The organism is Methylovulum psychrotolerans, from assembly GCF_002923755.1.
In the GTDB taxonomy this organism is placed as follows: Bacteria; Pseudomonadota; Gammaproteobacteria; order Methylococcales; family Methylomonadaceae; genus Methylovulum; species Methylovulum psychrotolerans.
Map to the genome: position 1 here is coordinate 1 of NZ_PGFZ01000012.1, position 25,567 is coordinate 25,567.

The 25,567-nt window shown below is 51.3% G+C and carries 25 protein-coding genes and 1 rRNA gene; 21 read left to right on the forward strand and 5 right to left on the reverse strand.

Annotated elements, in window-relative coordinates:
• Positions 1–3: 3 nt before the first annotated feature.
• A 5S ribosomal RNA gene (rrf, locus tag AADEFJLK_RS19345) occupies positions 4–119 on the forward strand.
• A gap of 220 nt (positions 120–339) precedes the next feature.
• Here the strand turns inward: rrf and AADEFJLK_RS19350 are convergent.
• The gene (locus tag AADEFJLK_RS19350; protein WP_088620331.1) at positions 340–702 is read right to left on the reverse strand and encodes a DUF6164 family protein; all 363 of its coding nucleotides are present in this window, start codon (positions 700–702) and stop codon (positions 340–342) included.
• Between the two features lie 232 nt (positions 703–934).
• On the opposite strand from AADEFJLK_RS19350, the gene gyrA reads away from it, so the two are divergent.
• From gyrA to aroQ, 16 genes are all read left to right on the forward strand, one after another.
• Complete coding sequence (gene gyrA, locus AADEFJLK_RS19355) at positions 935–3,574, forward strand: DNA gyrase subunit A (RefSeq protein WP_103975431.1); 2,640 nt, start codon at positions 935–937, stop codon at positions 3,572–3,574.
• Between the two features lie 165 nt (positions 3,575–3,739).
• Positions 3,740–4,819, forward strand: coding sequence for a 3-phosphoserine/phosphohydroxythreonine transaminase (gene serC / locus AADEFJLK_RS19360; protein ID WP_103975432.1), 1,080 nt, complete (start codon positions 3,740–3,742; stop codon positions 4,817–4,819).
• A 22-nt stretch (positions 4,820–4,841) separates the two neighbouring features.
• The gene (gene pheA, locus AADEFJLK_RS19365; RefSeq protein WP_088621663.1) at positions 4,842–5,927 is read left to right on the forward strand and encodes a prephenate dehydratase; all 1,086 of its coding nucleotides are present in this window, start codon (positions 4,842–4,844) and stop codon (positions 5,925–5,927) included.
• Positions 5,928–5,931: 4 nt separating this feature from the next.
• Entirely contained in the window at positions 5,932–6,537 is a 606-nt protein-coding gene (locus AADEFJLK_RS19370) for a Uma2 family endonuclease (RefSeq protein WP_103975433.1), read from the forward strand.
• Positions 6,538–6,565: 28 nt separating this feature from the next.
• A complete protein-coding gene (hisC, locus tag AADEFJLK_RS19375; protein WP_103975434.1) occupies positions 6,566–7,669 on the forward strand; it encodes a histidinol-phosphate transaminase in 1,104 nt (367 codons plus the stop codon).
• On the forward strand, positions 7,669–8,550 hold the full coding sequence (locus AADEFJLK_RS19380; protein ID WP_103975435.1) for a prephenate dehydrogenase: 882 nt from the start codon (positions 7,669–7,671) through the stop codon (positions 8,548–8,550). Before hisC ends, AADEFJLK_RS19380 begins: the two co-directional genes overlap by 1 nt.
• Positions 8,551–8,652: 102 nt before the next feature.
• Complete coding sequence (aroA, locus tag AADEFJLK_RS19385) at positions 8,653–9,975, forward strand: 3-phosphoshikimate 1-carboxyvinyltransferase (RefSeq protein ID WP_103975436.1); 1,323 nt, start codon at positions 8,653–8,655, stop codon at positions 9,973–9,975.
• A 2-nt stretch (positions 9,976–9,977) separates the two neighbouring features.
• The gene (gene cmk, locus AADEFJLK_RS19390; protein ID WP_088620326.1) at positions 9,978–10,634 is read left to right on the forward strand and encodes a (d)CMP kinase; all 657 of its coding nucleotides are present in this window, start codon (positions 9,978–9,980) and stop codon (positions 10,632–10,634) included.
• Positions 10,635–10,720: 86 nt separating this feature from the next.
• Complete coding sequence (gene rpsA, locus AADEFJLK_RS19395; protein WP_088620325.1) at positions 10,721–12,382, forward strand: 30S ribosomal protein S1; 1,662 nt, start codon at positions 10,721–10,723, stop codon at positions 12,380–12,382.
• A gap of 233 nt (positions 12,383–12,615) precedes the next feature.
• Complete coding sequence (locus tag AADEFJLK_RS19400; protein WP_088620324.1) at positions 12,616–12,921, forward strand: integration host factor subunit beta; 306 nt, start codon at positions 12,616–12,618, stop codon at positions 12,919–12,921.
• Positions 12,922–13,399: 478 nt separating this feature from the next.
• Positions 13,400–13,633 (forward strand): FeoA family protein, encoded by a 234-nt coding sequence (locus tag AADEFJLK_RS19410; RefSeq protein ID WP_088620322.1) that lies wholly within the window; start codon positions 13,400–13,402, stop codon positions 13,631–13,633.
• Entirely contained in the window at positions 13,633–15,960 is a 2,328-nt protein-coding gene (gene feoB / locus AADEFJLK_RS19415) for a Fe(2+) transporter permease subunit FeoB (RefSeq protein WP_103975438.1), read from the forward strand. The genes AADEFJLK_RS19410 and feoB overlap by 1 nt, the downstream gene beginning before the upstream one ends.
• Positions 15,961–15,962: 2 nt before the next feature.
• Positions 15,963–16,187: a FeoC-like transcriptional regulator gene (locus AADEFJLK_RS19420; protein WP_088620320.1), complete on the forward strand. Its 225-nt coding sequence runs from the start codon at positions 15,963–15,965 to the stop codon at positions 16,185–16,187.
• Between the two features lie 156 nt (positions 16,188–16,343).
• Entirely contained in the window at positions 16,344–18,083 is a 1,740-nt protein-coding gene (locus tag AADEFJLK_RS19425) for a BatD family protein (protein WP_103975439.1), read from the forward strand.
• A 29-nt stretch (positions 18,084–18,112) separates the two neighbouring features.
• On the forward strand, positions 18,113–18,877 hold the full coding sequence (gene gloB, locus AADEFJLK_RS19430) for a hydroxyacylglutathione hydrolase (protein WP_103975440.1): 765 nt from the start codon (positions 18,113–18,115) through the stop codon (positions 18,875–18,877).
• Between the two features lie 44 nt (positions 18,878–18,921).
• Positions 18,922–19,467, forward strand: a complete 546-nt coding sequence (aroQ, locus tag AADEFJLK_RS19435) for a gamma subclass chorismate mutase AroQ (protein ID WP_103975441.1) — start codon at positions 18,922–18,924, stop codon at positions 19,465–19,467.
• On the opposite strand, the gene AADEFJLK_RS19440 is transcribed toward aroQ, so the two are convergent.
• The 4 genes from AADEFJLK_RS19440 to AADEFJLK_RS19455 are packed head-to-tail and all read right to left on the reverse strand — an operon-like array spanning position 19,468 to position 24,020.
• Positions 19,468–20,076: a hypothetical protein gene (locus tag AADEFJLK_RS19440; protein WP_103975442.1), complete on the reverse strand. Its 609-nt coding sequence runs from the start codon at positions 20,074–20,076 to the stop codon at positions 19,468–19,470.
• A 2-nt stretch (positions 20,077–20,078) separates the two neighbouring features.
• A complete protein-coding gene (locus AADEFJLK_RS19445) occupies positions 20,079–21,653 on the reverse strand; it encodes a VWA domain-containing protein (protein ID WP_103975443.1) in 1,575 nt (524 codons plus the stop codon).
• 31 nt (positions 21,654–21,684) lie between these two features.
• On the reverse strand, positions 21,685–22,842 hold the full coding sequence (locus tag AADEFJLK_RS19450; protein ID WP_103975444.1) for a toxic anion resistance protein: 1,158 nt from the start codon (positions 22,840–22,842) through the stop codon (positions 21,685–21,687).
• A gap of 23 nt (positions 22,843–22,865) precedes the next feature.
• On the reverse strand, positions 22,866–24,020 hold the full coding sequence (locus AADEFJLK_RS19455; RefSeq protein WP_103975445.1) for a substrate-binding domain-containing protein: 1,155 nt from the start codon (positions 24,018–24,020) through the stop codon (positions 22,866–22,868).
• Positions 24,021–24,406: 386 nt separating this feature from the next.
• Between AADEFJLK_RS19455 and AADEFJLK_RS19460 the strand changes: the two genes are divergently transcribed.
• The 4 genes from AADEFJLK_RS19460 to AADEFJLK_RS19465 form a co-directional block, all read left to right on the forward strand.
• Complete coding sequence (locus tag AADEFJLK_RS19460) at positions 24,407–24,664, forward strand: DUF7660 family protein (protein ID WP_211299273.1); 258 nt, start codon at positions 24,407–24,409, stop codon at positions 24,662–24,664.
• Positions 24,665–24,798: 134 nt separating this feature from the next.
• The gene (locus tag AADEFJLK_RS24730) at positions 24,799–24,972 is read left to right on the forward strand and encodes a hypothetical protein (protein WP_157679320.1); all 174 of its coding nucleotides are present in this window, start codon (positions 24,799–24,801) and stop codon (positions 24,970–24,972) included.
• Positions 24,973–25,138: 166 nt separating this feature from the next.
• A complete protein-coding gene (locus tag AADEFJLK_RS24140) occupies positions 25,139–25,351 on the forward strand; it encodes a hypothetical protein (protein ID WP_146054670.1) in 213 nt (70 codons plus the stop codon).
• Between the two features lie 50 nt (positions 25,352–25,401).
• On the forward strand, positions 25,402–25,567 hold a 166-nt coding region (locus AADEFJLK_RS19465; RefSeq protein WP_249028094.1), incomplete at its 3' end, for a transposase.

Here is a 25,567-nt window from a genome sequence, read left to right on the forward strand (position 1 = left end):
TTGCTTGGTGACCATAGCGAGCGTGAACCACCCGACCCCATCCCGAACTCGGAAGTGAAACCGCTTAGCGCCGATGATAGTGTGGCAGTTTGCCATGCGAAAGTAGGGAATCGCCAAGCTCCCAAAACGAGGCCCCAACCTGACGGTTGGGGCTTTTTTTTGCCTGCGGTTTTGCCGCTTGTTAGGATCGTGCATAAAATTAAGTCGGCGTTCCATTGCAGCACAGCGTGTCCGGCCCCGCTTCTGGGTCCCTGAGTGGAGCCAAAGAGCCGCCCCCTTCGGCTTTACAACGGAATCATGGGCGGGCAAGATGCCCGCGACCCCATCCGTAGTGGCTTTTTACCATCCCCCCAGTTCTAACACCCATTTCACCGAAATATAAGCGACCAGTAGGCTGCCTAGCCAGTAGAGGCCGCGCCGCAGATAGTCCTTAACACCCGTGGGCACAGCCTGTCCGTCCGTTTGCTTGGCTTGCAGATAGGCTTCCCGTGCCGCCAAAAAACGTTGCTGTTGGTAATTAGCGAGTAATTCGCGGGCCTGTGCCAATTGGGCGTGGTCTCTTAGCCAAAGGGCAGGCATGGAAATGCCCCAATTTCCTGCTGAGGTTTCATAAAAATCGATCTGCTGTTCGGTCAGTAGCCCGCGCACTTCGTAAGCCTCGTCATCGGGTACGCCGCGTAAGGAAAATAATAGGATGGCCATGGTGTTATAGGGAGTTTTTCAAGAAAACAGCCATTATAAATGGCCTGGATATACACCCATAACGGTTTCGACTCCCTGTCCGCTATTTGCTATAATAGTGGGCTTGTTACGATGTGTTTGGACATTCACGCCAAGGATTGTGTGGGTGTTTGTGGACATTCAGGTGGCTTAGCCGTTAAAAAAACCGGTCGGTATCTTTGGTTATCCGGCGTTTATGTTTATATAGGGATCAATGTCAAACTTCGCTAAAGAAATTATCTCCGTTAATCTCGAAGACGAGATGAAACAGTCCTATCTTGATTACGCCATGAGCGTTATCGTAGGCCGTGCCCTTCCAGATGTCCGTGATGGCCTTAAGCCCGTGCATCGCCGTGTGCTGTATGCCATGAGCGAGTTGGGCAATGACTGGAACAAGCCCTATAAGAAGTCTGCGCGTATTGTCGGTGATGTCATCGGTAAATACCACCCGCACGGCGATACCGCTGTCTATGACACCATGGTGCGTATGGCGCAGCCGTTTTCGATGCGCTATATGTTGATTGACGGGCAGGGCAACTTCGGTTCGGTCGATGGTGACGCGCCTGCCGCCATGCGGTACACCGAAGTGCGCATGGCAAAAATCGCCCATGAATTATTGGCGGATATTGATAAGGAAACCGTCAATTTTATCCCTAACTATGACGAGTCGGAATCCGAGCCACAAGTGCTGCCGACCCGCTTGCCGACTTTGTTGGTCAACGGTTCTTCGGGTATCGCTGTGGGTATGGCGACCAATATCCCGCCGCATAATTTGGGTGAGGTCATCAGTGCCTGTTTGGCGGTGTGCGATAATCCCGATGTGACGGTGCAGGAACTGATGCAGCATATCCCCGGCCCTGATTTCCCGACAGCGGCTATTATTAACGGTGCGTCCGGCATTTACAGCGCTTATACGACAGGCCGTGGCAAAATTTATTTACGCGCCCGTTGCCATTTTGAAGATATTGGCGACAGTAGCCGCCAAGCCATTATTACGACCGAGTTGCCGTATCAAGTCAACAAGGCCCGGTTGCTGGAAAAAATCGCCGAGCTGATTAAGGAAGGCAAGATTGACGGCATTTCCGGTCTGCGCGATGAGTCCGATAAGGATGGAATGCGTATGGTGATTGAGCTCAAACGCGGTGAAGTGCCGGATGTGGTGCTGAATAACCTCTATAAACAAACCCAGTTTGAAACCGTATTCGGTATCAATATGGTGGCGTTGTTGGATGGCCGCCCGCATTGCATGAACTTAAAGGAGATTATTGCTGCCTTTATTGACCATCGCCGGGAAATTATCACCCGCCGGACGCTGTACCTGTTGCGTAAAGCCCGCGAACGGGCGCATGTTTTGGAGGGTCTGGCGGTCGCTTTGGCGAATATCGACGAAATGATCGAGCTGATCAAAACCTCTTCCAGCCGTGAAGAAGCCAAAGACGGTTTGCTGGCTAAGGTTTGGAATGCCGGTTTGGTGGCATCCTTGTTGGAAGCCGCCGATGCCGACCGCTCACGGCCTGAGGATTTGCCGATAGAATTTGGTATCCACGGCGGTCAGTATCAGCTGACCGAAACCCAGGCGCAAGCCATTTTGGATTTGCGTTTGCATCGTCTGACCGGACTTGAGCAAGATAAGATTGTCGGCGAATATAAAGAACTGCTGCTGCAAATCGATGGTTATCTGTATATCCTCGCTAACGATAGCCGCCTGATGGAAATCATCAGGGAAGAGCTGGCGGCGATTAAAGAACAGTATGCCGATCAGCGCCGTACCGAAATCGTCCAGAACCAGTTGGATTTGTCGGATGGCGATTTGATTACCGAAGAGGACAGGGTGGTGACGATGTCGCATGAAGGCTATGTCAAATCCCAGCCTTTAAGCGATTATAAGGCGCAAAAGCGTGGCGGGCGCGGCAAGTCGGCGACAGCGATGAAAGAGACTGATTTTATCGACAAGCTCATTGTCGCTAATACTCACGATACGATTTTGTGTTTCTCGTCTTTGGGTAAGGTGTATTGGCTGAAAGTGTACCAATTGCCGGTTGCTAGCCGCGCGGCGCGGGGTAAGCCGTTTGTTAATTTGTTGCCGTTGGAGCAGGGTGAAAAGATTAACGCCTTATTGCCGATCCGTGAGTTTAGCGACAATAAGTTTATTTTTATGGCGACTTCGGCGGGGACGGTAAAAAAGACTCCGTTAAATGAGTTTGAACGCCAACGCAGCACCGGCAAAATCGCCATTGATTTGCGCGAAGAAGATACCTTGGTCGGTGTCGCGGTGACGGACGGGCAGCAAAATGTGCTGTTGTTCTGTAGTTCCGGTAAAGCCGTGTGCTTTAACGAAACCGATGTCCGCTCCATGGGCCGGACGGCTTCCGGGGTACGCGGAATGCGGGTGCAAGACGGCCATAAGGTTATTTCCTTAATTATCGCCACCGAAGGTACAGTGCTGAACATTACCGAAAATGGCTACGGCAAACGCACCAAGCTGGAAGAATTCACTTGCCATAAGCGCGGTGGCCAAGGTCTGATTGCAATCCAGACTTCTGACCGTAACGGTGCGGTGGTCGGGGCGGTGTTGGTTAACGATAATGATGAGATTATGCTGATCAGCGACGGCGGTACGCTGGTGCGCACCCGTGTCGATGGTATTTCGGTGGTCGGCAGAAACACCCAAGGTGTGACCATTATCCGTTTGGATAAAGGCGAAAAAGTTATTGGCGTGGATAGGATTGCCGGGTTGGCGGGCGAGGAATCGGAAGAGTCGGAAGAAGAGCTATTGGACGGCGATGCGGAAGCGATGGATGATGGGGTCGATGAAGACGCTGATCAGGCGGATGTTGAGGATGACGCTTCTTAAAGCAGGATTGGTAGACTAAAAGGACGGCATCCTGGTAAGGGGTGTTGTCTTTTGCTATTAAGCCATTCTTTCCATTGATGAATAAGCAGGCGTTAGCCTATTGGCAGTTCTGCTATGATTGCACTGGGTTTATAAAATACACATCTAAATACAAAGAGAATCCTAATGTCCAGAGTTTACAATTTCAGTGCCGGCCCTTCCACTTTGCCGGAATCGGTGTTGCTGCAAGCTCAACAAGAGCTGTTGGAATGGCGGGGCAGCGGCATGTCGGTGATGGAAATGAGCCATAGGGGTAAGCATTTCGCCATTATCGCCGAAGAGCTGGAAAGTGATCTGCGGAGTTTGTTGGCGATTCCTGATAACTATAAGGTGTTGTTTTTACAGGGCGGCGCGTCGGCGCAGTTCTCTTTAATCCCGCAAAACCTGTTAAACGGCAAGACGAAGGCTTGTTATATCAAGACCGGGGCGTGGTCGGAAAAAGCCGTCAGTGATGCGCAAAATTATTGTGAGGTTGTCCTTACGGCCAGTTCCGAGGCGGAGCATTATTCGCATGTACCGGAACCTGCCACTTGGCTCATCGACAGTGATGCGGCTTATTTGCATTACACGTCTAACGAAACGATCCACGGTGTGGAGTTTCCTGATATTCCTGACAGTAAAGGCCTGCCTTTGGTGTCGGATATGTCGTCTAATATTCTGTCGCGCCCGGTCGATATTAGCCAATTCGGCCTAATTTATGCCGGAACCCAGAAGAATATGGGGCCGTCGGGTGTGACGATTGTTATCGTCCGCGATGATTTAATCGGCCATGCCCCTAAAACTACGCCGTCGGTGTTTAATTACGCCGAACAGGCGAAAAACCAGTCCATGCTCAACACGCCCGCCACTTATAATTGGTATCTGGTCGGCTTGGTATTGAAATGGTTGCAAGCGCAAGGCGGGGTCGCCGCGATAGAGCAACGCAATATCGCTAAGGCGGCAAAACTGTATCAGGCTATCGACCAATCGGCCTTATACCATAATCCGGTCGCCATTCCTTACCGTTCGCGGATGAACGTGCCGTTTATTTTAGCGGATGATGGGCTGGATAAGGCGTTTATCAGTGCTGCCGAAGCGCAGGGTTTGTATGAGCTGAAAGGCCACCGCTCAGTCGGTGGGATGCGGGCGAGTATTTACAATGCTATGCCGGATGCGGGTGTGGAAGCGTTGATCGCCTTTATGGCGGAATTTGAACGCAGCCATTAATTGTTTACAGGATAACGCCGCTATGACCGCCATTACGCCACTTGCTGAACTTCGGGAAAAAATCGACGCGCTGGATGCGCAGATGCTGGACTTGCTGAATCAGCGGGCGAAATGTGCGCAGGAAGTCGCCAGGACAAAAATGGCCCAGGGCGAGCAGGGGACGTTTTATCGGCCTGACCGCGAGTCTTTGGTGTTGCGGCGGATTCAAGAATTGAACCAAGGCCCTTTGCCGGATGAAACGGCGATCCGTTTTTTCCGGGAAATTATGTCCGCTTGTTTGGCGTTGGAAAAACCGCTGGAAGTGGCTTTTTTGGGGCCGGAAGGTACATTTACCCAGCAGGCGGCGTTCAAGCATTTTGGCCATGCGGTGAAAACGGTGCCGGTCGCCACGATTAATGAAATTTTTAATGCGGTCGAAACCCAGTTATGCCCGTTTGGGGTGGTGCCGGTAGAAAACTCTACGGAAGGGGTGATTAGCCATACTTTAGACCGCTTGTTGGTGTCGCCGTTGAAAATTTGCGGCGAGGTGGAAATCAGGGTGCATCAAAACCTGTTAAGTTTGGCGGAAAATCTGGCCGACATTACGACGGTGTATTCGCATCAGCAATCTTTGGCGCAATGTCGGCAATGGTTGGATAAGCATTTGCCCCACGCGCAGCGGGCGGCGGTCAACAGCAATGCCGAAGCGGCGCGGCTGGCGGCGGCGAATAAAGGGGTGGCCGCCATTGCCGGGATTGCCGCCGCTGAGGTGTATCAGTTGCCTGTCATCGAAAAAAATATTGAAGATATTGCCAACAATACCACGCGCTTTATTATTGTTGGCCAGCAAATTTCCACGTCGACAGGTAAGGATAAAACTTCGCTGGTGGTTTCGACAGGCAATAAGCCGGGGGCTTTACACCGGATGCTGGAGCCGTTCGCGACATTTGGCGTGGATATGGTGAATATCGAGTCCAGGCCATCGCATCAAGGGTTGTGGGATTATGTGTTTTTTATTGATATTCAAGGCCATGCCAATGACAGTGCGGTGGCGCAAGCCCTAATATCTTTACGCGATAAGGTGAATATGTTGAAAATATTAGGCTCTTATCCGAAAGCGGTTTTTTAGGGGCATGAGCAAAATAAGCCACTTTTCGCAATTAGATTTAGGCCGCACTTACTCCTATGCTGATTATCTGACGTGGCGGTTTGATGAGGCGGTCGAATTGTTGCGCGGTAAAGTGTCGCTGATGAGTCCGGCTCCGAACTTGCGCCATCAGCGGATTTCTAAGAATTTGCTGGTGGAGATAGGCGGGTATTTGAAAGGTAAGCCTTGCCAAGCATTCCATGCCCCTTTTGATGTGCGCCTATATGACCGAAAAAAGTCGTTGGTCGCTAACCAAGACATTTATACCGTAGTGCAGCCGGATTTATGTGTGGTCTGCGATGGCGGTAAGCTTGACCCTAAAGGCTGCTTGGGAGCGCCCGACTGGATTATTGAGATTTTGTCCAAAAGTACGGCGCAAAAAGACACCCAAACTAAATTCCAGCTCTATCAGGAAGCGGGGGTGAAAGAGTATTGGCTGGTGTATCCCTACGAGGCGACCGTATCGCAATTTGTGTTGGACGAAACGACAGAAAAATATCAGTTAACCGCCATGTTTTCCCGGTATGATCAGGCGGCACCTTGGCTATTCCCGGATCTGGCCATCGACTTGGCCGAAATATTTGCCCACTAATTGAATTATCACCGATTTTATTTACGTCATGAACAAACCGACTATTTACCAACTCGCTGTTGCGGGTGTGCAAAAACTCATCCCTTATAAAGCCGGAAAACCGATTGAAGAGTTGGAACGCGAGTTGGGTTTGACGCAGATTATTAAACTGGCCTCTAATGAAAATCCTTTAGGTCCTAGCCCCAAGGCGGTGACGGCAATGCAGGCGGCACTCGCCGATTTGGCCTTATACCCTGACGGTAGTGGTTTTCATTTAAAGCAGGCTCTGGCGGCAAAGTACGGCTTAGATGCCAGCCAAATCACGTTGGGCAATGGTTCTAATGAGATTTTGGAATTGGTGGCGCGGGCGTTTCTGACTCCTGAACTGGCTGTGGTGTTCTCGCAACATGCGTTTGCAGTTTATCCTTTAGTGACTCAAGCGGTCGGAGCAACGGCGATTGTTGTGCCTGCCTGCGATTATGGTCATGATTTGGCGGCAATGGCCGCCGCTGTCACTGCGCAAACACGGCTGGTGTTTATCGCCAACCCCAACAACCCGACGGGGACGCTGTTGGCGCAAGCCGAGCTGGAGGCGTTTATTGCCGCCCTGCCGGAGACGGTCATCTGCGTGTTGGATGAGGCGTATTTTGAATTTGTCCAGCAAGCGGGGGGAGGCGATTCTATCGCTTGGCTGCAAAAATACCCTAATTTGCTCATTACCCGCACATTCTCTAAAGCTTACGGCTTAGCAGGGTTACGGGTCGGTTACAGCTTGTCCAGCCCGGAACTGGCCGACATTTTAAACCGCGTCCGCCAACCGTTTAATAATAACAGCTTAGCTTTGGCGGCAGCGGAAGCGGCCTTGGCGGATAGCGAACATTTACATAATACCATCAGCAATAACAGCGAAGGGATGCTGCAATTGACCGAGGGCTTTAAGGCTTTGGGCTTAGCGTGGATACCGTCGGCGGGTAACTTTGTTGCCGTCGATATAGGCCGTGAAGGTTTGCCTGTTTATGATGCCCTGCTGCATAAAGGCGTTATTGTCAGGCCAGTGGCGAACTATGAAATGCCGAATTTTTTGCGTATCAGTATTGGTACAGCCGCTGAAAATGCGGTGTTTTTGCAAGCCTTGGCAGATGTCCTGCGGTGATGTTTAACACGCTGTGCGTTATCGGTGTAGGGCTGATAGGGGGATCTGTCGCCAGAACGGCGCGGGTGCAGAACTTGGCGGCCCGTATTGTCGGTTTTGGGCGTGACCAAGATTTGGCTAATCTCCAGCTTGCCAAGCAACTCGGCGTGATTGACGAATTTTATCTCGACATTGCCGCCGCTGTCGCCCATGCCGATTGTGTGGTGATTGCCACGCCAGTGGCGACCACGGCGGCGGTGCTGGGTTTATTGAAGCCGCATTGGTCGGCGGAAACCGTTTATACCGATGTCGGCAGCACCAAAGGCAGTGTATTGGCGGCGGCAGAAGCGGTGTTTGGTTATGTGCCGGATAATCTCGTCCCCGCCCATCCGATTGCCGGCGGCGAGCAAAGCGGCGTGTCGGCGGCGGTGGAAGGCTTGTTTGCGCATAAGCGCCTGATTATTACCCCGGTGGCAGGCACCGATGCGGGTGCTTTGGCGAAAGTCCAGGCTTTTTGGCAGGGCTTAGGTTCGGTTGTGTCGCTGATGGATGCGCAACACCATGACAGCGTCTTGGCGGCGACTAGCCACTTGCCGCACGTTCTGGCCTTCGCACTGGTCGATATGCTGGGGCATAAGGACGAGCAAAGCGAGATTTTTAAATATGCCGCTGGAGGGTTTAAGGATTTTACCCGTATCGCCTCCAGCGACCCGACCATGTGGGCGGCGATTTGCACGGCGAATAAACAGGAGATTTTGCCTTTAATTGAGCAACTAAGAACGGAATTGGCAAAGATCCACGCCCTGCTGGCAGCGGATGATTATGCGCAATTGTTTGCCACGTTTGCTTATGCCCAAACGGCGCGGGAACGTTTTTTGGAGCAGTTTGAGCGGCCAGTTTGAGCAAGGATAGACATTATGTTGGCGGGTGATATTTATACGCCAAGTGTCTATTTAAGATCAATTTTAATTTTTTAACCACCCTTTCATTAACCACACACCACTATGTCAAAATCCATCACCTTTACTATCCAACCCGGCGGCAAACTATGCGGCGAGACCCGCGTTCCTGGCGATAAATCCATGTCGCACCGCTCGATTATGCTTGGCTCTTTAGCGGAAGGCGTGACCCATGTCACGGGTTTTCTTGAAGCGGAAGACGCGTTGGCGACTTTGCAGGCGTTCCGGGATATGGGCGTGGAGATTGAAGGTCCTAGCAACGGTTGTGTGACTATCCACGGGGTCGGCAAACACGGCTTGAAAGAACCTAAAAACGCGCTGTATTTGGGTAACTCCGGTACGTCGATGCGCTTGTTAAGCGGTTTGTTGGCCGGACAGCCGTTTAATTCGGTGTTGACGGGCGACAAGTCCTTATCAGGCCGTCCGATGAAGCGCGTTACCGATCCGTTGGCGAAAATGGGTGCGGATATTAAGACCACCGAACAAGGCACGGCACCTTTGCAGATTACCGGCAAAGCCGGGCAGTTGACTGCGATTGATTACACCATGCCGATGGCGAGTGCGCAGGTGAAGTCTTGCCTATTGTTGGCGGGCATGTATGCGCAGGGCGAAACTCGTGTCACCGAACCGGCGCCGACCCGTGACCATACCGAACGGATGTTGGCGGGCTTTGCTTATCCGGTCACACGCGAAGGCAGCACGGCGATGATTTCCGCGGAAGGCAGCTTAAAGGCGATGGACATTGATGTGCCTAGCGACATTTCTTCGGCGGCATTTTTCTTGGTCGGCGCGTCTATTGCCCCCGGCTCAGATGTGACGTTAAAGCATGTCGGCATTAACCCGACCCGTACCGGCGTGATTGATATTTTGCGCTTAATGGGTGCGAACATTGAGGTGTTGAACGAGCGTGAAGTGGGCGGCGAACCGGTAGCCGATTTGCATGTCGTTTACAGCCCGTTGACGGGGATTGATATTCCTGAACATTTAGTGCCGTTGGCAATTGACGAATTCCCGGTGCTGTTTGTCGCCGCTGCCTGTGCACAAGGCCAAACTCGGTTGAGTGGGGCGGAAGAGTTGCGGGTGAAAGAATCTGACCGTATCCAAGTGATGGCGGACGGCTTGTTGATTTTGGGCGTGGATGCGCAGCCTACCCCAGACGGTATGGTTATTCAAGGCGGTAAGCCGATTGGCGGCGGCGTGGTCGAATCGCACGGCGACCACCGGATTGCCATGTCGTTCTCCATTGCCGGTTTACGCACCCAAGCCCCGATTACTGTTTTGGATTGCGCCAACGTCAATACCTCTTTCCCTGAGTTCAAAGACTTGGTTAAGGCTTTAGGGTTGGATTTAGTCTGCACCGGAGCTTAAGTATGGCGGTTCCGGTATTGACCATAGATGGCCCTAGCGGTGCGGGCAAGGGGACGGTAAGCCGCCTGTTGGCTAAACGCTTGGGCTGGCATTATCTGGATAGCGGCTCGATTTACCGCTCTTTGGCGATTGCCGTGTTACAACAAAATGTGGCTTTGGACGATGTTGCCGCTATTGTTGGCGTGGCGCAAGCGCTGGTGTTGGCGTTTGAATGCGGCGACGAATTGGTGGTCAAGCTGAACGGCTTGGACATAACGGCGCAGTTAGGGTTGGAAACCACTGGCAATGCCGCGTCCATCATCGCGGCCTTGCCGGAAGTCCGGGCGGTGCTGCTGCAAAAGCAACAGGATTTCAAACAGCTGCCAGGATTGGTGGCGGATGGCAGAGATATGGGCACAGTGGTTTTCCCCGATGCCGCCCATAAGGTGTTTTTAACGGCAAGTAGCATAAAAAGAGCGGAACGCCGATATAAACAGTTGAAAGAAAAAGGAATTGATGCTAATCTTATGGGCTTAGCAAAAGACATAGAAGAACGCGATCGCCGCGATAGGGAGCGGGCAACTGCTCCGCTTAGCATGGCGAGCGGCGCGCTTTTTATTGATTCTTCTGAGATAACAATTGATGCTGTGATAACCCAAATCTTGGACTTTATCCGTTAAGGATGGGCGGAGTAGGGTTGGGCAGTTTTTTTAACTTAACATATACAATTAAGGCTGGGGTGTTCCGACCAGCTTGGGAATAGAAAATGAGCGAAAGCTTTGCTGCATTACTTGAAGAAAGTTTAACCAGAACCAAAATGAGTCCTGGTGCCATGTTAATGGGTACTGTAATTGACATCGAAAACGATATGGTCATCGTCAGCACCCATTCTAAATCAGAAGGTGTCATCCCCAAATGGCAATTTCTAAATAACGATGGCGAATTGGAAGTCGCTATCGGCGATGAAATTGAAGTCGCCCTGGATTTATTTGAAGACGGTTTAGGTGCTACCCTTCTTTCCCGAGATAAAGCCAAGAAAAATAAAGCGTGGTCTGAACTGGAAACTGCGTTTGAAAAAGAAGCGACTATCGTAGGCCGTATCACCGGTAAAGTCCGTGGCGGTTTCACGGTTGCTGTCGGTGCTTTACGCGCCTTCTTGCCAGGTTCATTAGTCGATGTCCGGCCTATCCGCGACACCACGTTCTTGGAAAACCGCGACCTTGACTTTAAAGTCATCAAAATTGACCAAAAACGTAACAATGTCGTCCTGTCCCGCCGTGCTGTGGTCGAAAAAGAATACAGTGCCGAAAGGGAAGAATTGCTGAAAACGCTGGAAGAAGGCGCGGCAGTGGTCGGTGTGGTCAAAAACCTGACCGATTACGGCGCGTTCATTGATCTGGGCGGTATCGACGGTCTGTTGCACATTACCGATATGGCATGGAGACGGGTACGTCATCCGTCCGAGTGTGTGGAAATTGGCCAAGAAATTAAGGTTAAGGTTCTGAAATACGACAAAGACAAAAACCGTGTGTCTTTGGGTATGAAGCAAATGAACGAAGATCCTTGGCAAAACATTGCCCGCCGCTACCCAGCCGGCACCCGCGTGTTCGGTAAAGTTAACAACTTGACCGACTACGGCTGTTTCGTTGAGATTGAAGAAGGCGTTGAAGGTTTGGTCCACGTTTCTGAAATGGACTGGACTAACAAGAACGTCAACCCTTCTAAGCTGGTACAGTTAGGCGATGAAGTCGAAATTATGGTTCTGGAAATCGACGAAGAACGCCGCCGTATTTCTTTGGGTATGAAACAATGCAAAACCAATCCTTGGGATGAATTTGCGGCGACTCATAACAAAGGCGACAAAATCTCCGGTAAAATCAAATCGATCACTGATTTCGGTATCTTTATTGGTCTGGAAGGTGGTATTGACGGTCTGGTGCACATGTCCGACATTTCTTGGGCAGAAGGCGGCGAAGCCTCAGTCCGTGACTTTAAGAAAGGCGATGAGCTGGAAACCGTTATTTTGGCCGTTGATTCCGAACGCGAACGTATCTCTTTAGGTATTAAGCAACTGGAGCAAGACCCTTTCCAAAACTTTTTGGCGACCCATGAAAAAGGCAGCTTAGTCAAAGGCACGATTAAAGAAGTCGATGCTAAAGGCGCGGTAGTCACTTTGGCCGACCACGTTGAAGGTTATCTGCGGGCTTCCGAAATCCAACGCGACCGCGTTGAAGATGCGCGTACCCTGTTGAAAGAAGGCGATACTTTAGAAGCCAAATTCATCGGCGTAGACAAAAAGAGCAAATCTATTTCTTTGTCCATTAAAGCTAAAGAGCAAGATGAAGAAACCCATACCATTAAAGACCACGCACAACCGGTTAGCAGTTCACCGACTTTTGCTGACATCTTTAAGCAAATAGAAAAATAAGCTTCAGGCAGGGGGCGCATCTTTAAGATGCGCCTTCCGTCTGCGGTTTTTCCCCGAATTTATAAAACGAAACTTCTCTCTTTAGAGGAATTATTGATAGGTGGCAGTGCTGCGCTTGCAGCGCTATCGTTTTTGGTAAACCTCGTCGCTGACGGAGAAGCTGCCCCACCTTTTTTATCGGTGGCGTTTCACCCATCGGATGTACGGGTGTGGATTTAAACATAGGATAGAATGTGACAAAATCCGAATTAATTGAAGCCTTAGCTAAACAACAGCCAAATCTTGCTTTGAAGGATGTGGAGCTGGCAGTTAAATGTATCATTGAAAAAATGAATGAGGCATTATCTACTGGCGAACGGATCGAGATCAGAGGTTTTGGCAGTTTTTCTTTGCACATGCGGCCTCCACGGGTCGGACGTAACCCGAAAACGGGCGAGTCGGTAACACTGTCAAAAAAATATGTGCCGCATTTTAAACCGGGTAAGGAACTGCGTGACCGCGTAGACGCTTCGCGTGACAAGTGCGTTATTATCGACTAGATCCGGCACGGTATACGGGCTGCGGTAATCTTTTGCTGTGCAAGCCTTGCTTTATCTGTGTTTTACGCTTAAGCCTGTGTGCTTAAGCGTCTTCTTTGCGGCGGTTGTTGCCGTTACGGCGTCATTTAGCCGCTAAAATCTCTTTCCCGGCTTAGCTTCTGCGCCGCCCGTCGGTGCTTCCCCTTTGAAACCCATTCATACTGTTAGGGCTTTTTATGCCAAAACTCGGCGTTTTTGCGCGGGTTGACAGACATAGTCACGCTTAGGTTTTCTGCCGAAGTCTTGGTGGCTATCAATAAATATGCGTTTAAACAAATAGCTGGCGTTTGCTAGTGGTTTGACGGCGGCGACTATTAGCACACGCTTACATTGGTTTTTTGACTGTCTGGCCATCTGTGATATAGTGATCATTAATGAGAATGATTATTGATAATTTCTCGTTCTCCTCGGTTTTCACACGCACTCTAAGGATACGGTTATGGCCCTCAGTTTAAAAAATCTTCATGTTGGTGATTTAGGGAAAATAGTCGGTTTTGAGCAATCCGGCAAAGCCTATCGTAAACGCTTGCTGGCGATGGGGCTGACCCCCGGCACGGCGTTTAGCGTCACCCGTTTCGCCCCGATGGGCGACCCGGTGGAAATTAAGCTGCGCGGTTTTTCTTTGACCTTGCGTAAAGACGAAGCGGCGATCTTATTGATTGAGAAAATGTGATGGCTGCGGATTTTACGGTAGGGGTGGTCGGCAATCCCAACTGCGGTAAAACTACCTTATTTAACGCCTTGACGGGTGCGAAACAGCATGTCGGCAATTGGCCGGGCGTGACGGTCGAAAAAAAATCCGGCGATTATAGTCATGACGGCAAGCTGATTGAGCTGGTCGATTTGCCCGGCACTTATTCCTTAGAGGCTGCCGATGACCAAGTGTCTTTGGATGAAAAGGTCGCCAGGGATTATGTCGCCTCACGGCAAGCCGATTTGGTCATTAATATTATTGATGCATCGAGTATTGAGCGTAACCTGTATCTGACCTCGCAACTGGTCGAGATGCGGGTGCCGATGGTTTTGGTGCTGAATATGATGGATGCCGTTAAGCGGCGCGGCATTAAAATCGACATAGAAGCCCTGTCCAAACAGCTAGGCTGTCCGGTCATCCCTATTACCGCCTCTGCCAAGCATGGCATTGGCGCTTTAAAAACCGCCATTAACGCGGCCGCCCAGAGCCAACCCATTCCCCATATTGCTATTCCCTATTGCCCTGATTTAGAACAGGCGGTCAGCGAGCTGTTGCCTATGGTGCAGGCTACTGCTGATGCTTATCCTTGTGATGCGCGGTGGTTGGCGTTGCGTTTGTTGGAAGAAGACACCTTGGCGCAAGCCATCGGCGGGGCGGCTCTGTTGCCAGCCGTCGCCGCTTTGCAAGCGCGGGTTGCCGACGCGACGGATGATGACATTGATATTCTTGCCGCCGATGCCCGCTACGGTTTTGTCAATCAACTGACCCAGCACTGCGTTTGCAAAATCAACGAGGTTAGCCGCCATACCACGGAAATGATCGACCGTTTCGTGCTGAACCGTTTTTTAGGCATTCCGGTGTTTTTGCTGGTCATGTACGCCATGTTTATGTTCACCATTAATATCGGTACGGCTTTTGTCGATTTTTTCGACCAAACCGTCGGGGCGTTACTGGTTGATGGTTTGGGGTTGGTGCTGACCGGTTGGGGCTGGCCTGAATGGCTGAATGTACTGATTACCCACGGTATCGGTAGCGGTGTGCAAGTCGTTGCCACGTTTATTCCAATTGTCGGGTTTTTGTTTTTGTTTTTGTCGGCGCTGGAAGATTCCGGTTATATGGCGCGGGCGGCGTTTGTTATGGATCGGTTTATGCGCATGATGGGCTTGCCGGGCAAGTCTTTCGTGCCGATGATTGTCGGTTTTGGCTGTAACGTCCCTGCCATTATGGCGACCCGTACTTTGGAAAATCAGCGTGATAGGGTGCTGACCAATTTAATGAACCCGTTCATGTCGTGCGGGGCGCGTTTGCCGGTGTATGCCTTGTTTGCCGCTGCGTTTTTTCCGGTCGGTGGGCAGAATTTGGTGTTCGGCTTATATCTGGTGGGTATTGCGGTGGCGGTGATGACCGGGCTGATTATGCGCCATACCTTGTTTAAAGGCGAAACCTCGCCGTTTATTATGGAGTTGCCCGCGTACCATTTGCCGACCGTCAGCGGTGTCTGTTTAAGGACATGGGATAGGCTGAAAGCGTTTTTACTCAATGCGGGTAAGGTGATTGTGCCGATGGTGCTGGTGCTGAATTTTCTGAACAGTATCGGTACTGACGGCAGTTTTGGCCGCGAGAACAGCGACAAGTCGGTGTTAAGCGCGATAGGCCGCAGTTTGACCCCGGCGTTTGCGCCTATGGGTATCCGTGATGATAATTGGCAAGCGACGGTGGGCATTTTTACGGGCATTTTAGCGAAAGAGGCGGTGGTCGGTACTTTAGATGCGCTGTACAGCCAGTTGGGTGCGGATGGCGGTAGCCCGGCGGCTCCGCCAGCGGCGTTTGATTTGGTGACGGCTTTAACTGATGCGGCGTTGACCATCCCGACAAATTTACGCAAAGTGGCTGACAATGCCTTAGACCCGTTAGGTTTGGACATCGGCACGGTTGATGATTTGAGTGCCGCCGCTGCCGAGCAGGAAGTTAAAGCCGCTACCTTTACCGCGATGCAGCACAGTTTTGACGGTCAGGCGGGGGCGTTTGCCTATTTGCTGTTCATTTTATTGTACGCGCCCTGCGTAACCGCCACCGCCGCGATTTACCGCGAGACTAACCGGGGCTGGACGATTTTTGTGCTGTGCTGGACAACAGGCTTGGCGTATCTGGCGGCGACGGTGTTTTATCAGGCGATGACGTACGCCCAGCATCCGGCTTATTCTTTGCTGTGGATTAACGGCCTGCTGATGGGGTTTGCTTTGGTCTGGTTAGGACTGTGGTTGACGGGTAGGCATACCGATAAAAACCATCATCAGGAGGCGTAGCGATGATTTTGGAATTGCGCGAATTTTTGCAGCAACAGCGGCGCGTGGCCTTAAAGGATTTGGTTAACCATTTCGGTGTCGAGCCTGATGCTTTGCGCGGCATGTTGGCGAAATGGGTCAGCAAGGGCAAAGTCCGTAAGCTGTCTTTGGAAGCCGATTGCGGCGGCAGTTGTTGCAAATGCGACCCGACCTTAACCGAGCTTTATGAGTGGGTGGATAAGGTTTGAGCGTGTCCGGCTAGCCTTAGCCGATCCGGGCAGTCCGATAAGAGTGGCTACAGGCAAGCTCTGCAATGATCTGGCTTGAATTATGGGTTATTTGGCTTTATATACTTTATAATCCATTTGTCCCCCTCTTTTTTGCCCCTCTGTTGACTTGTCCTGATGAACGCTAACAAACTGTTGTTGATTAACCCGCGCCACCTTGGGCGCTTGTTGCTGTGCTTGTGCTTGCTGGCGGTTGTGCCGTACAGTTGGGCTACGCAGATTCAGGTAACGGTAGACCGCAATCCGGTCAATCTGAATGATTCGTTCCAGATTGTGTTTACCGCGACCGAAGAGCCGGATGATGACCCTGACTTTAGCCCCTTGGCGCAAGATTTCTCGATACTCCATCAAAACCATGGCAGTACCGCCTCATGGGTGAATGGCCAGCATAGCCGAGTTTTGCAATGGACATTGAATGTCATGGCCAAGACGGCGGGTACTGTCCAAGTGCCGGCTATCCATTTTGGCGCAGATGTTACGACACCGTTGACTGTGCAAGTCCAGCAACAGGCCAAAGCGCCGGATGCTCAGCGTAATGACGAGCTGTTTTTGACCGCTGAAGCCACCCCAACACAAACCTATAACCAAGCTCAGATTATTTACACGGTACGGGTTTATACCCGTGTGGAAATTTCTCGGGCGCAATTGTCCGAGCCGGAGCTAGCGGATGCGGTGATTGAGAAAATCGGTGAAGATGCCAATTACAATACTGACGTGAATGGGGTGGGCTATTCGGTTACTGAGCGTAAGTACGCGATATTTGCGCAAAAAAGCGGCACTTTAACCGTTAAGCCTTTAGTGCTCACCGCCGAGGTGCTGAGTGCCGGGCGTTCGGTGTACAATAATTTTTTCAGCCCACCTGTGGCGAAAACTAAGCGGGTGGAATCGCCTGCGGTAAGCCTGGATATTAAAGCCGCCCCTGCGGCGGCGGCCGGACAGCATTGGTTGCCCGCCGAGCAATTGGAACTGACCGAAACCTGGTCGGGCGACCCTGCACAAATGCACGTTGGTGAACCCTTGACCCGCACCCTGAAAATTCAGGCCAAAGGCACAACCGTTGGGCAATTGCCGGAATTGGCCCAAGTCTTGAACAATGCCGACTTGAAAGCGTATCCTGACCAACCGAACTTGAAAGAGCAAAAAAATGCCGATGGTTTGGTGGCGTTGCGGGAAGAAAAAATTGCCTTGATACCTTCTAAACCGGGCCGTTATGTGTTGCCTGCAATGACTTTGCCGTGGTTTAACACCCAAACTCAGCAAATGGCGGTCGCTACCTTACCCGAAGTTGTGTTGACGGTCGTAGCGGGAGCGAATGAAGCGCCTGCCGCTAGCGTACCTGCCCCGCCTACGCTTGCCGCTCCGCCATCGGCGGCGCAAACGCCTAGCGTAGCGGCTCCGGCTCTGCCGCCCGCTGCATCAGCCGACACAGTGTTGCCATGGTCGCTGGCGGCGTTTATGGCCTTGGGGTGGCTGGTGACGTTGGTGTATCTGTGGCGGGGCAAGGCTAAGCCCGTCCCGGTTGTCGATGAGGTGCAAGCGGCCCGGCAGTTGCGTTTGCGGGATATTGTCAAGCAACTGCGTACCGCCTGTGCCGATAATGATGCCGCCGCCGCGCAAAAAGCGTTGTTGGCTTGGGGTAGCCTACAATTTAACGCCAACACCTTAGGGGCTATTGCTAACCAGTGCGAGGCGCGGTTGCGCGATGAAATTATTCTGCTTAATCAGACCTTATACGGTAGGGGCACGCAAGCTTGGCAGGGTAAGCATTTGTTCCAATTTTTCACCGAAAATAATGCCCGCACTAAATTAGCGACCGCCAAAAGACCTAGCGAATTACAGCCTTTGCATCGGCTGTAAGTAATGTGAGTTCCCATCGGTTGACACTTATGCTTAGCATCGTCCAGTTACCTGTTTTAAACGATAATTATATTTATTTGCTCCATGAGCCGGAAACCGGGGTAACGGCGGTGGTCGACCCGGCGGTGGCGCAGCCAGTGCTGGACGCACTGGCGCAACGCGGTTGGCGGTTGACGCATATCCTCAATACCCACCACCACCACGATCATGTCGGCGCGAATCTGTATTTGCAAGCTTTAACGGGTTGCCAGATTATCGGTGCGGCAGTGGACAGGGCGCGGATTCCTGGCCTCAGTCACGCGGTGAATGACCAAGACCGCTTCGGTTTAGGGCAAGCTAGCGTACAAGTTATCGCCACCCACGGCCATACCAGCGGCCATATCAGCTATTATATCGCCGAGGCTGAGGCCTTATTTTGCGGTGATACCTTGTTTGTGATGGGTTGCGGCAGGTTATTCGACGGCACTATCGGCCAGCTTTGGCACTCTTTGCAGGTACTGAAAACCCTGCCCGCCAGTACACGGGTATATTGTGCCCATGAATATACCGAGGCCAATGGCCGCTTTGCCTTAAGCGTGGAGCCGGGCAATCAAGCCTTGCAAGACAAAATGGTGCGGGTCAGGCAATTACGCGCCGTAGGGCAACCGACTGTGCCGTCCACCTTGGCGGAAGAGTTGGCGACTAACCCGTTTTTACGCACCGATAATGCGGCCTTACAACAGGCGGCCGGTTTGCCCGGCGGTGACAGTTTGGCGGTTTTTAGCCGCTTGCGGGCGATGAAAGACACATTTTAATTTGCGGTTTAGTCCGCTTTCTCCTTATTTAGAGAGGTATCCCTATGCGCTTAATGATTATGGCCTTATTGGCCACCACTGTATTTATCCGTCCGGCCAGTGCCGCCGTCGCTTTTTGCGAGAGTGTGCAGCCTTTAGAAGCCGTGGTGTCGTTAATGGCGCAACGGCTGGCATTAGCGGAAGATGTGGCGCGGTATAAGTGGAACCAAAAGGTGGAGATTGAAGACAGTGCCCGCGAGCAGATGATTATCACCAAGCTAAAAGCGCAGGCGGTTGCCGAAGGTTTGCCGGAAGCGTGGTCGGAAACATTTTTTAAAGCGCAGATTGCCGCGTCAAAAGCTACCCAAAAGCAATTATTTGCCGAATGGCAACAACATCATGCCGCCGCGTTTGAGGGCGTACCGGATTTAAATAGCCAAACGCGCCCTAAGCTGTACGCGTTGATGTCTGAGCTGATTACTGCGTTACACCAAGCGTGGCAACCCTTGCAGCAACCCGAATGCCAGCCGGTAGTGGATAAGCTGGTGCGGGAGAAATTAGCCAAGCCTGGCTATAAAGTGGCGGGGGAGCCGTTGTTTGCGGTGCATTAGCTAAAGCCAATCATCCTGCCGGGCGAATTTCGCTTTTAAAAATTCGCCTTGGGCGATCAGGGCTTCGGCATCTTGGCTGGTGATGCTGATGGCAATGCGTTCGAGTTGTGCGTCTAATAAATCCAGCTGTTCGCTGAGGGTTTCTTGGGCGGTTTTGCCGTTGCGCATTTTATGCAGTTTGGCGAAAGCTGGCGGCAATTGCAGGTAAGCCGTGAGCATTTGCGGCAAATAATCCACCACGGTTTGCCGAATGACGTGCAGGTCATACGCGCCTGTTTCCATTGCCGCCAGTTTCGGTAAAATCAACAGCAGCTTAGCTTTAATGCTATGGACTTGGCTTAATAGGTTAGGCGGTAGCCGTTTGCCGATTTTTTTTACTAAGGCTTCCAGTTTGGGGCTTAAGTCTTCGTCTAGGCTTTCGCTGCTGTTGATAAGGCTGATTGTGTGCGGCTTGGGGGTGAGCAAATAGCCTAGGGCGTATAAACCGAGGACGATAAACAGCCAAAAGCTTTTGATAAATCCGGCAAAGAACGCCAACAAACCCACGCTTGCCAATAGGCAGCCGACGATATTGGCGGTGCTGTAGATGTATAAGAAAACGCGCCGCATGGTTATTGATAACCCCGAATTTGTTTAAACGCCGCCGCTAAGGAGTTGGTACGGCTATCAAATACTTGCCCGCCCGTTAAGGCAGCCAGTGCTTGCAATTGGCTAGGGTCGGCATTACCAAAAATAATCGGGAAAGTGTTGATAGCCGCCGCTGAGTTGGCGTGTTGCTGATAGAGGCGGACAAAATCGGTGTAGCTCATACCGTCTTCATTGAGGCCGTCGGTCATTAGGACGATGGAGTAAAAGCGTTTTGGGTCGGCGGCTCTGGCTTGGGTGGCTTGCTTATATGCAACATCCAAGGCGCTAAAAATTGCTGTGCCGCCTGTTGTGGTTAAGCCATTAACGTAAGCGTCGATGTCTTGCAGGGCGTGGCCTTCTTTATCAACGGTGAAATGGCGGATGTCTTGGACTTGATGGTTAAAGGTAATCAGGGTCACTTGTTCGCGGTTTCTGAAACGGGCGAATTTTCCGGTTAAGGTCGTGTCCGCCCCCGCTAAATTTGCCATCGCCTGTTGCAGGGCGGCGATGCCTGAGCCAGCCATCGAACCGCTGACATCCAAGACAAAATAAGTATGGCTGGGCTGGCGCTGTTCGTTCAGATAAGCAAAGAGGATTTCGTTGACGGTGGCGATGGTATTAGGGAAGGGCATGTCCAGCAAATAACCTTTGGGGAATTGCGTCCCTAAGGCCACCGCCGGATTCACCGGGCGGCGGTCGGTAGTGTCCATTAGCCATTGTTGGAAGGCGGCGGACTTGAGGTAATCGACCAGTTTTTGATAATTCGCCGCTTGGTCTTTGGCTAAGAGCAGTAAGGGGTAGTCGGCAATCACTGTGCCTTCTTGCGGATAGAGCAACACCAACTTTTCTTGCAATAAGGGGTTGCGGTTAAGTTTCAGCAATTCGGCTTCGTAATTGAAAATCCCTCCGACTTGGGCTTGGTTGCGTAAAAATAGGCTGCTTAAAAAGCCGCTGCTGCCTGCGGTAAGGACATGGCCGCTGAAAAAGCTTTTTAGTTTTTCGGCATCGACATCTTGGGCGGTCAGCGCGTCACCCTTATTGGCTAACGCCGCTTGTACGCTCATGACCGTCGAAAAGCCGGAATTGGAGGCGGCAGGATCGGTCATAGCGTAAGTCAGTTGCCCTGAGCGGATTTTTTCCGCCAATTGCGTCCACGTCACTTGCGGATGGTCTAGCCAGCCCCATTTTTTTGCCAAACTTTCTTTAATGGCGGGGATGACGGGGGAAATAGCGATTTTTTCCTGTGCTTGGATGAGTTTTTGCTTTTCCTGCATCAGAGTGAGGTATTTGGCATGAGAAAACCACGCCAGATCGTAATGTTGCTTGGGATCGCTGAGAATTTCCGCCCCGTCTAAGGTGCCGGTATAGGTGATTTGCAGGTGTATCCCGGTCTGCTCTTGCAGGTTGGCCCACATCGGTTCTAAGTCTTTGAGTTCGGAACCCGCCAGTAGGGTTAAGGTGTTGGTTGCGGTCTTAGGTTCGGTGGGTTTGCCGCAAGCCGCCACTAAGAGCAGTAGGCCAAAACAACCGGTTAGGAAAGCGGTGCGCAGTAGGTTCATGGGCGGTCTCTTTGGGTAGCGGGTCGGGTTATCAAGCCGTTGTGTCCTGTGAGCGGCTGCGGTTCAAATAGACGTTGGCTTTGTCGATCTCAGTTGATAAGGCGGTTACGGTCAGCTGCATATTCGCCAAGGCTTTAGTTTTATAATCCGCCATCATGTCCATAGTTTGGTAGAGGTTGGCGAAAGCGGCTTTCAGTTTGTCCAGCTCTAGGGTGGTGTCGGCGGCTTGGTTGCCGATGTCGCCCGCTTGGCGTTTTAACAGTTGCGCGGTACTGGCGATCATATCGCTGGTGGTGGTGTTTAAGGCCTGGATTTGGTTTAAGACCAGTTTTTGGTTGGTTAAGGCTTGCGAAACCATCACGGCGGTGCGTAAGGCCGATAAGGTGGTGGTGGTTGCCCGGTCCACGCCTTTGATCAGTTCTAAGTTATTTTTGCGCACCATGTCTAAAGCCAGATAGCCTTGGACGCTGACCGCCAGTTGGGTCAACATATCTTGGACTTTTTGCTGGCTGTAAAAGAGCATTTCTTCTTTGATGATGCGGGCTTTTTCGGGGGATTGCTGTTCTATGGTGGGGATAGTGGCGATCAGAGCGGCGCTTAATTGTTTGCCCAGGTAAATGTACTGCTCCAGTTTGCCCATAACCTCCCACAAGTGCGCTTTTTCGGTTTCGATGGCCGCATTGTCTTTGCGCAGCTCATCTTGCCCGTTATATAACGCCGTGACGATGTTATCTAATTGCGTTTGTGCCGATTGGTATTGCAGAAAATAGTGCCGGAGCTTATTGCCTAAGGGGATGACGCCCAACAATTTGCGTGGTGCTGCTAAATTTTGCTGGCTAGGGTCTAGGGCTTCGACGGTTTTACGCAATTCCAGCAGGCTTTTGCCGATGGGGGCTTTATCGTCAAATACCCCGCCGTTGCTGAGGCTATGGCTAGGCCTTGCCAACATCCGGTTGGACATGCCAGCCGCTGCCCTGAGTTCTTGGCTACCTAAGGTGTGGATGAGATTGAGCTTGTCTTTAAACGCGTCGCTGTTGACCTCGGCGGCACGGATGGCGGCGACAAAATCGGCGGCTTTGGCATCGAGTTGCTGGTGCTGTTCGCTGGAGACCGGCACCATGGATAAGGCTTGGGTGGCGGCGATTTCCGCGACGGGTTCGGGCGGGGTCAGGCTAACGGTGTCGGTCATAACGATTCTCGATAGGCAGGGCGTTAACGGGCGGTTATTCGGTTAATCATCGCTTCCAATATGTCATAACTGGGTTCGTCTATCACATTGACCAAACTGGGCAGGGCGGCGGTGCGGCTGTTGGCGGCACTATGGGCGGTGCGGAAACCGTAGCGTTGGGCAATTTGTTGTAAGGTTTCGTCTTGCTCTAAGGCGGCGGCTAAGGTTTCGCCGTTGGCGGTCAGCGGAATCAGGATATGTTTGCTGAATAAGGTCGGTTCGGGGTAGAGCAAGACCATCTCTGGGGTGATGGCACTGGGACTTTTATTGGCTTCGCTGAAAAACTGCGATTCGTACACCATCACTAACGGCGATTTGCCCATGCCCATGGTCAAATAATCTTGGAAGGGGATTTCGGTGGAGTTTTCGGTAAAGCCTTGGCGGGAGAATAACGCGCTCAATTGCGGGAGGATTTTGTCAATCTGGGCGGTATTTTCGACAATCGCGTTGCCGTTGAGGAGGTAACTGGCCAACGCTAAGTACATCGCGGCGCTGTTGGAGGTACGCAAGTCAGTGGTGGTGACCAGGATGGCTTTGTTAACGGGGTAGGCGGTGTTACCAGGCAAGTCACGCCAGCGTTGTTCATGGCTAATCAGGCCAAACAAGGCCAGCATATCGACGATGTAGTAAGTGTCGCCGCGTTTCTGGGCGATGTGGTTGGCGACCAGCAAGTCGGCAATAGGCCGCCATGAGGCGATGACCATCGGGCTGAAAAAAAGCTGCACGGCTTTTTTGCCGTTTTGCTCGCGCTTGAGCTTTTCGGCGGCGGCAATCCCGGCGGGAAATGCAAAATCGTATTGGTTTTTAAGGTTTTGTGTGGTGGAAAGTTCGCGGGAGCCGGATTTTTCGATGCTGACGTGTAAATGCCACGGGGCTTTCGCTAAAGCCGCCACCGTTTCTGGGTCACGGAAAAAGTCTTCTTTTTCAGAACCGATAATCCCTTTCAGCTCTTGTAATGCGGGGGCTTGTAAGCTGGCTTGTTCTTTAACGGACAGGTAAATCGCCGTACTTACACCCACCAACAGCAGTAAGGTGAGCACAGGGGCGAGCAGGCGTTTTAGCATAAAATCCTCATCGGTAGCGGCGTGGCTGGCTGCATTGGGGTGGCTAATAATTACCTTAAAATAGGGTAATAGCAAGGCCCAATGTTTGGTGGAGCCAAAAATCAGTAGGTTGGCAGCAATGAAACCATTACCTTTACGCTACTTTTGGTTGCTAAGGATAATTCCGGCTGTGTGACCGGACAAGGCGGGTAGGGGCTTATGGACACGATGCCGTCCGGTAAATAAAGCGTTATACGCGTAGCGGTGCAAGCGTCATCTATGCTTAGGATGGTGTCCGCCATAGGACGGTGAAGATCCAAACAGGTATCGCGATCCGCTACGTTTACGACAATAACAGCCATCTGCTGTTTGAAAAGTCGTCCGGTAGCTATAATTGACGAGAGAATTTTTATGGGAATTTACGGCGATAAATATTGGATGTTTTATTTGCATTAAGGGTGGTTTGAAATAGAGGGGGAATAATGATGGATTTACATGAACAGATTAATTTAGTAGACAGTAACAAGAAACTGGCCGAATTTGTAGAAGCTTTGCGAAATGACCTTTTGTCCAATCCCGAAGATTGGGAAAATACACGTTTAGACCTCTTTCTTGAAGCAATGGCGGCATGGGTTCATTCAATGGAAAATGTATACAAAAACACAGGTAGAGAGTTTCCCAACCAGCCCAGTTGGAAAATGATCGCCGACATTCTTTATGCTGCAAAAGGATATGAATGAGCAGTATCAAAGCAGTAGCTTTAAACCACAGCCAAGAGTAATGCTGTGCGTATCTTCTGCATTGATTTTATGGAGGCTTATTAAAGGGCGCACAGCGTCCGGCATAAGCTGAAACAGTTACCTGCAAAGTGGTATTGGGGGCAGTAACTATTGATGGCATCTGCTCGGCCAGTGAAGACTCCGACGGCGACGGCATCAAAGTCACCTTCAATTTGCGTTTCCCCAGCCAGTATTTCGATGCCGAATCCGGCTTGCGCTATAACCTACCCGTTACTTTTCACCGCGCACCGGAGTGCATTTTAACTTAGATGGGGTGGATATTTGGCAGGGGATTCAGAGAGCCGCGTCAGGTAGGGGAGGGGCTACAGATTGGGAGCTTTTAACGATAAGACAAAGCCCCCAATTTTGGGATACCCTACAATTTTGGCTAAATGGGAAAACCGTCCCCAATCCGTTTAAATGAGGGATACACAAATGAATACAAAAATACTTACTCAGCGTACTTTTTTGGGCAGGACTTTTCAATTATGGGAATACCATGTCAGTCATGGTTCATTGCTGATTCGCAGTCCAAAAAGTTTAGATGAGGCGACAAATATTGATATTATTTGTTCGGGAGTTGACTATTTATCTGCACCTAGATTCATTTACAATTTGGAAATTACTGAACCTATAGTGGACCCATAAAAACAGACAATAATTTAAGATGGTGTCCATCATAAAACAGGTGGATAAAAATGAGTGAGAAAAAGCGTAAATTGATGACCGGCGCACAAAAGGCGAAGGTGGCGCTGGAGGCGGTCAAAGGTACAAAGACGGCCAATGAGATAGCCCAAGAACACGGTGTCCATCCGACGCAAGTCGGCCTCTGGAAAAAAGCCTTGCTGGAGAATGCCGGGCAAC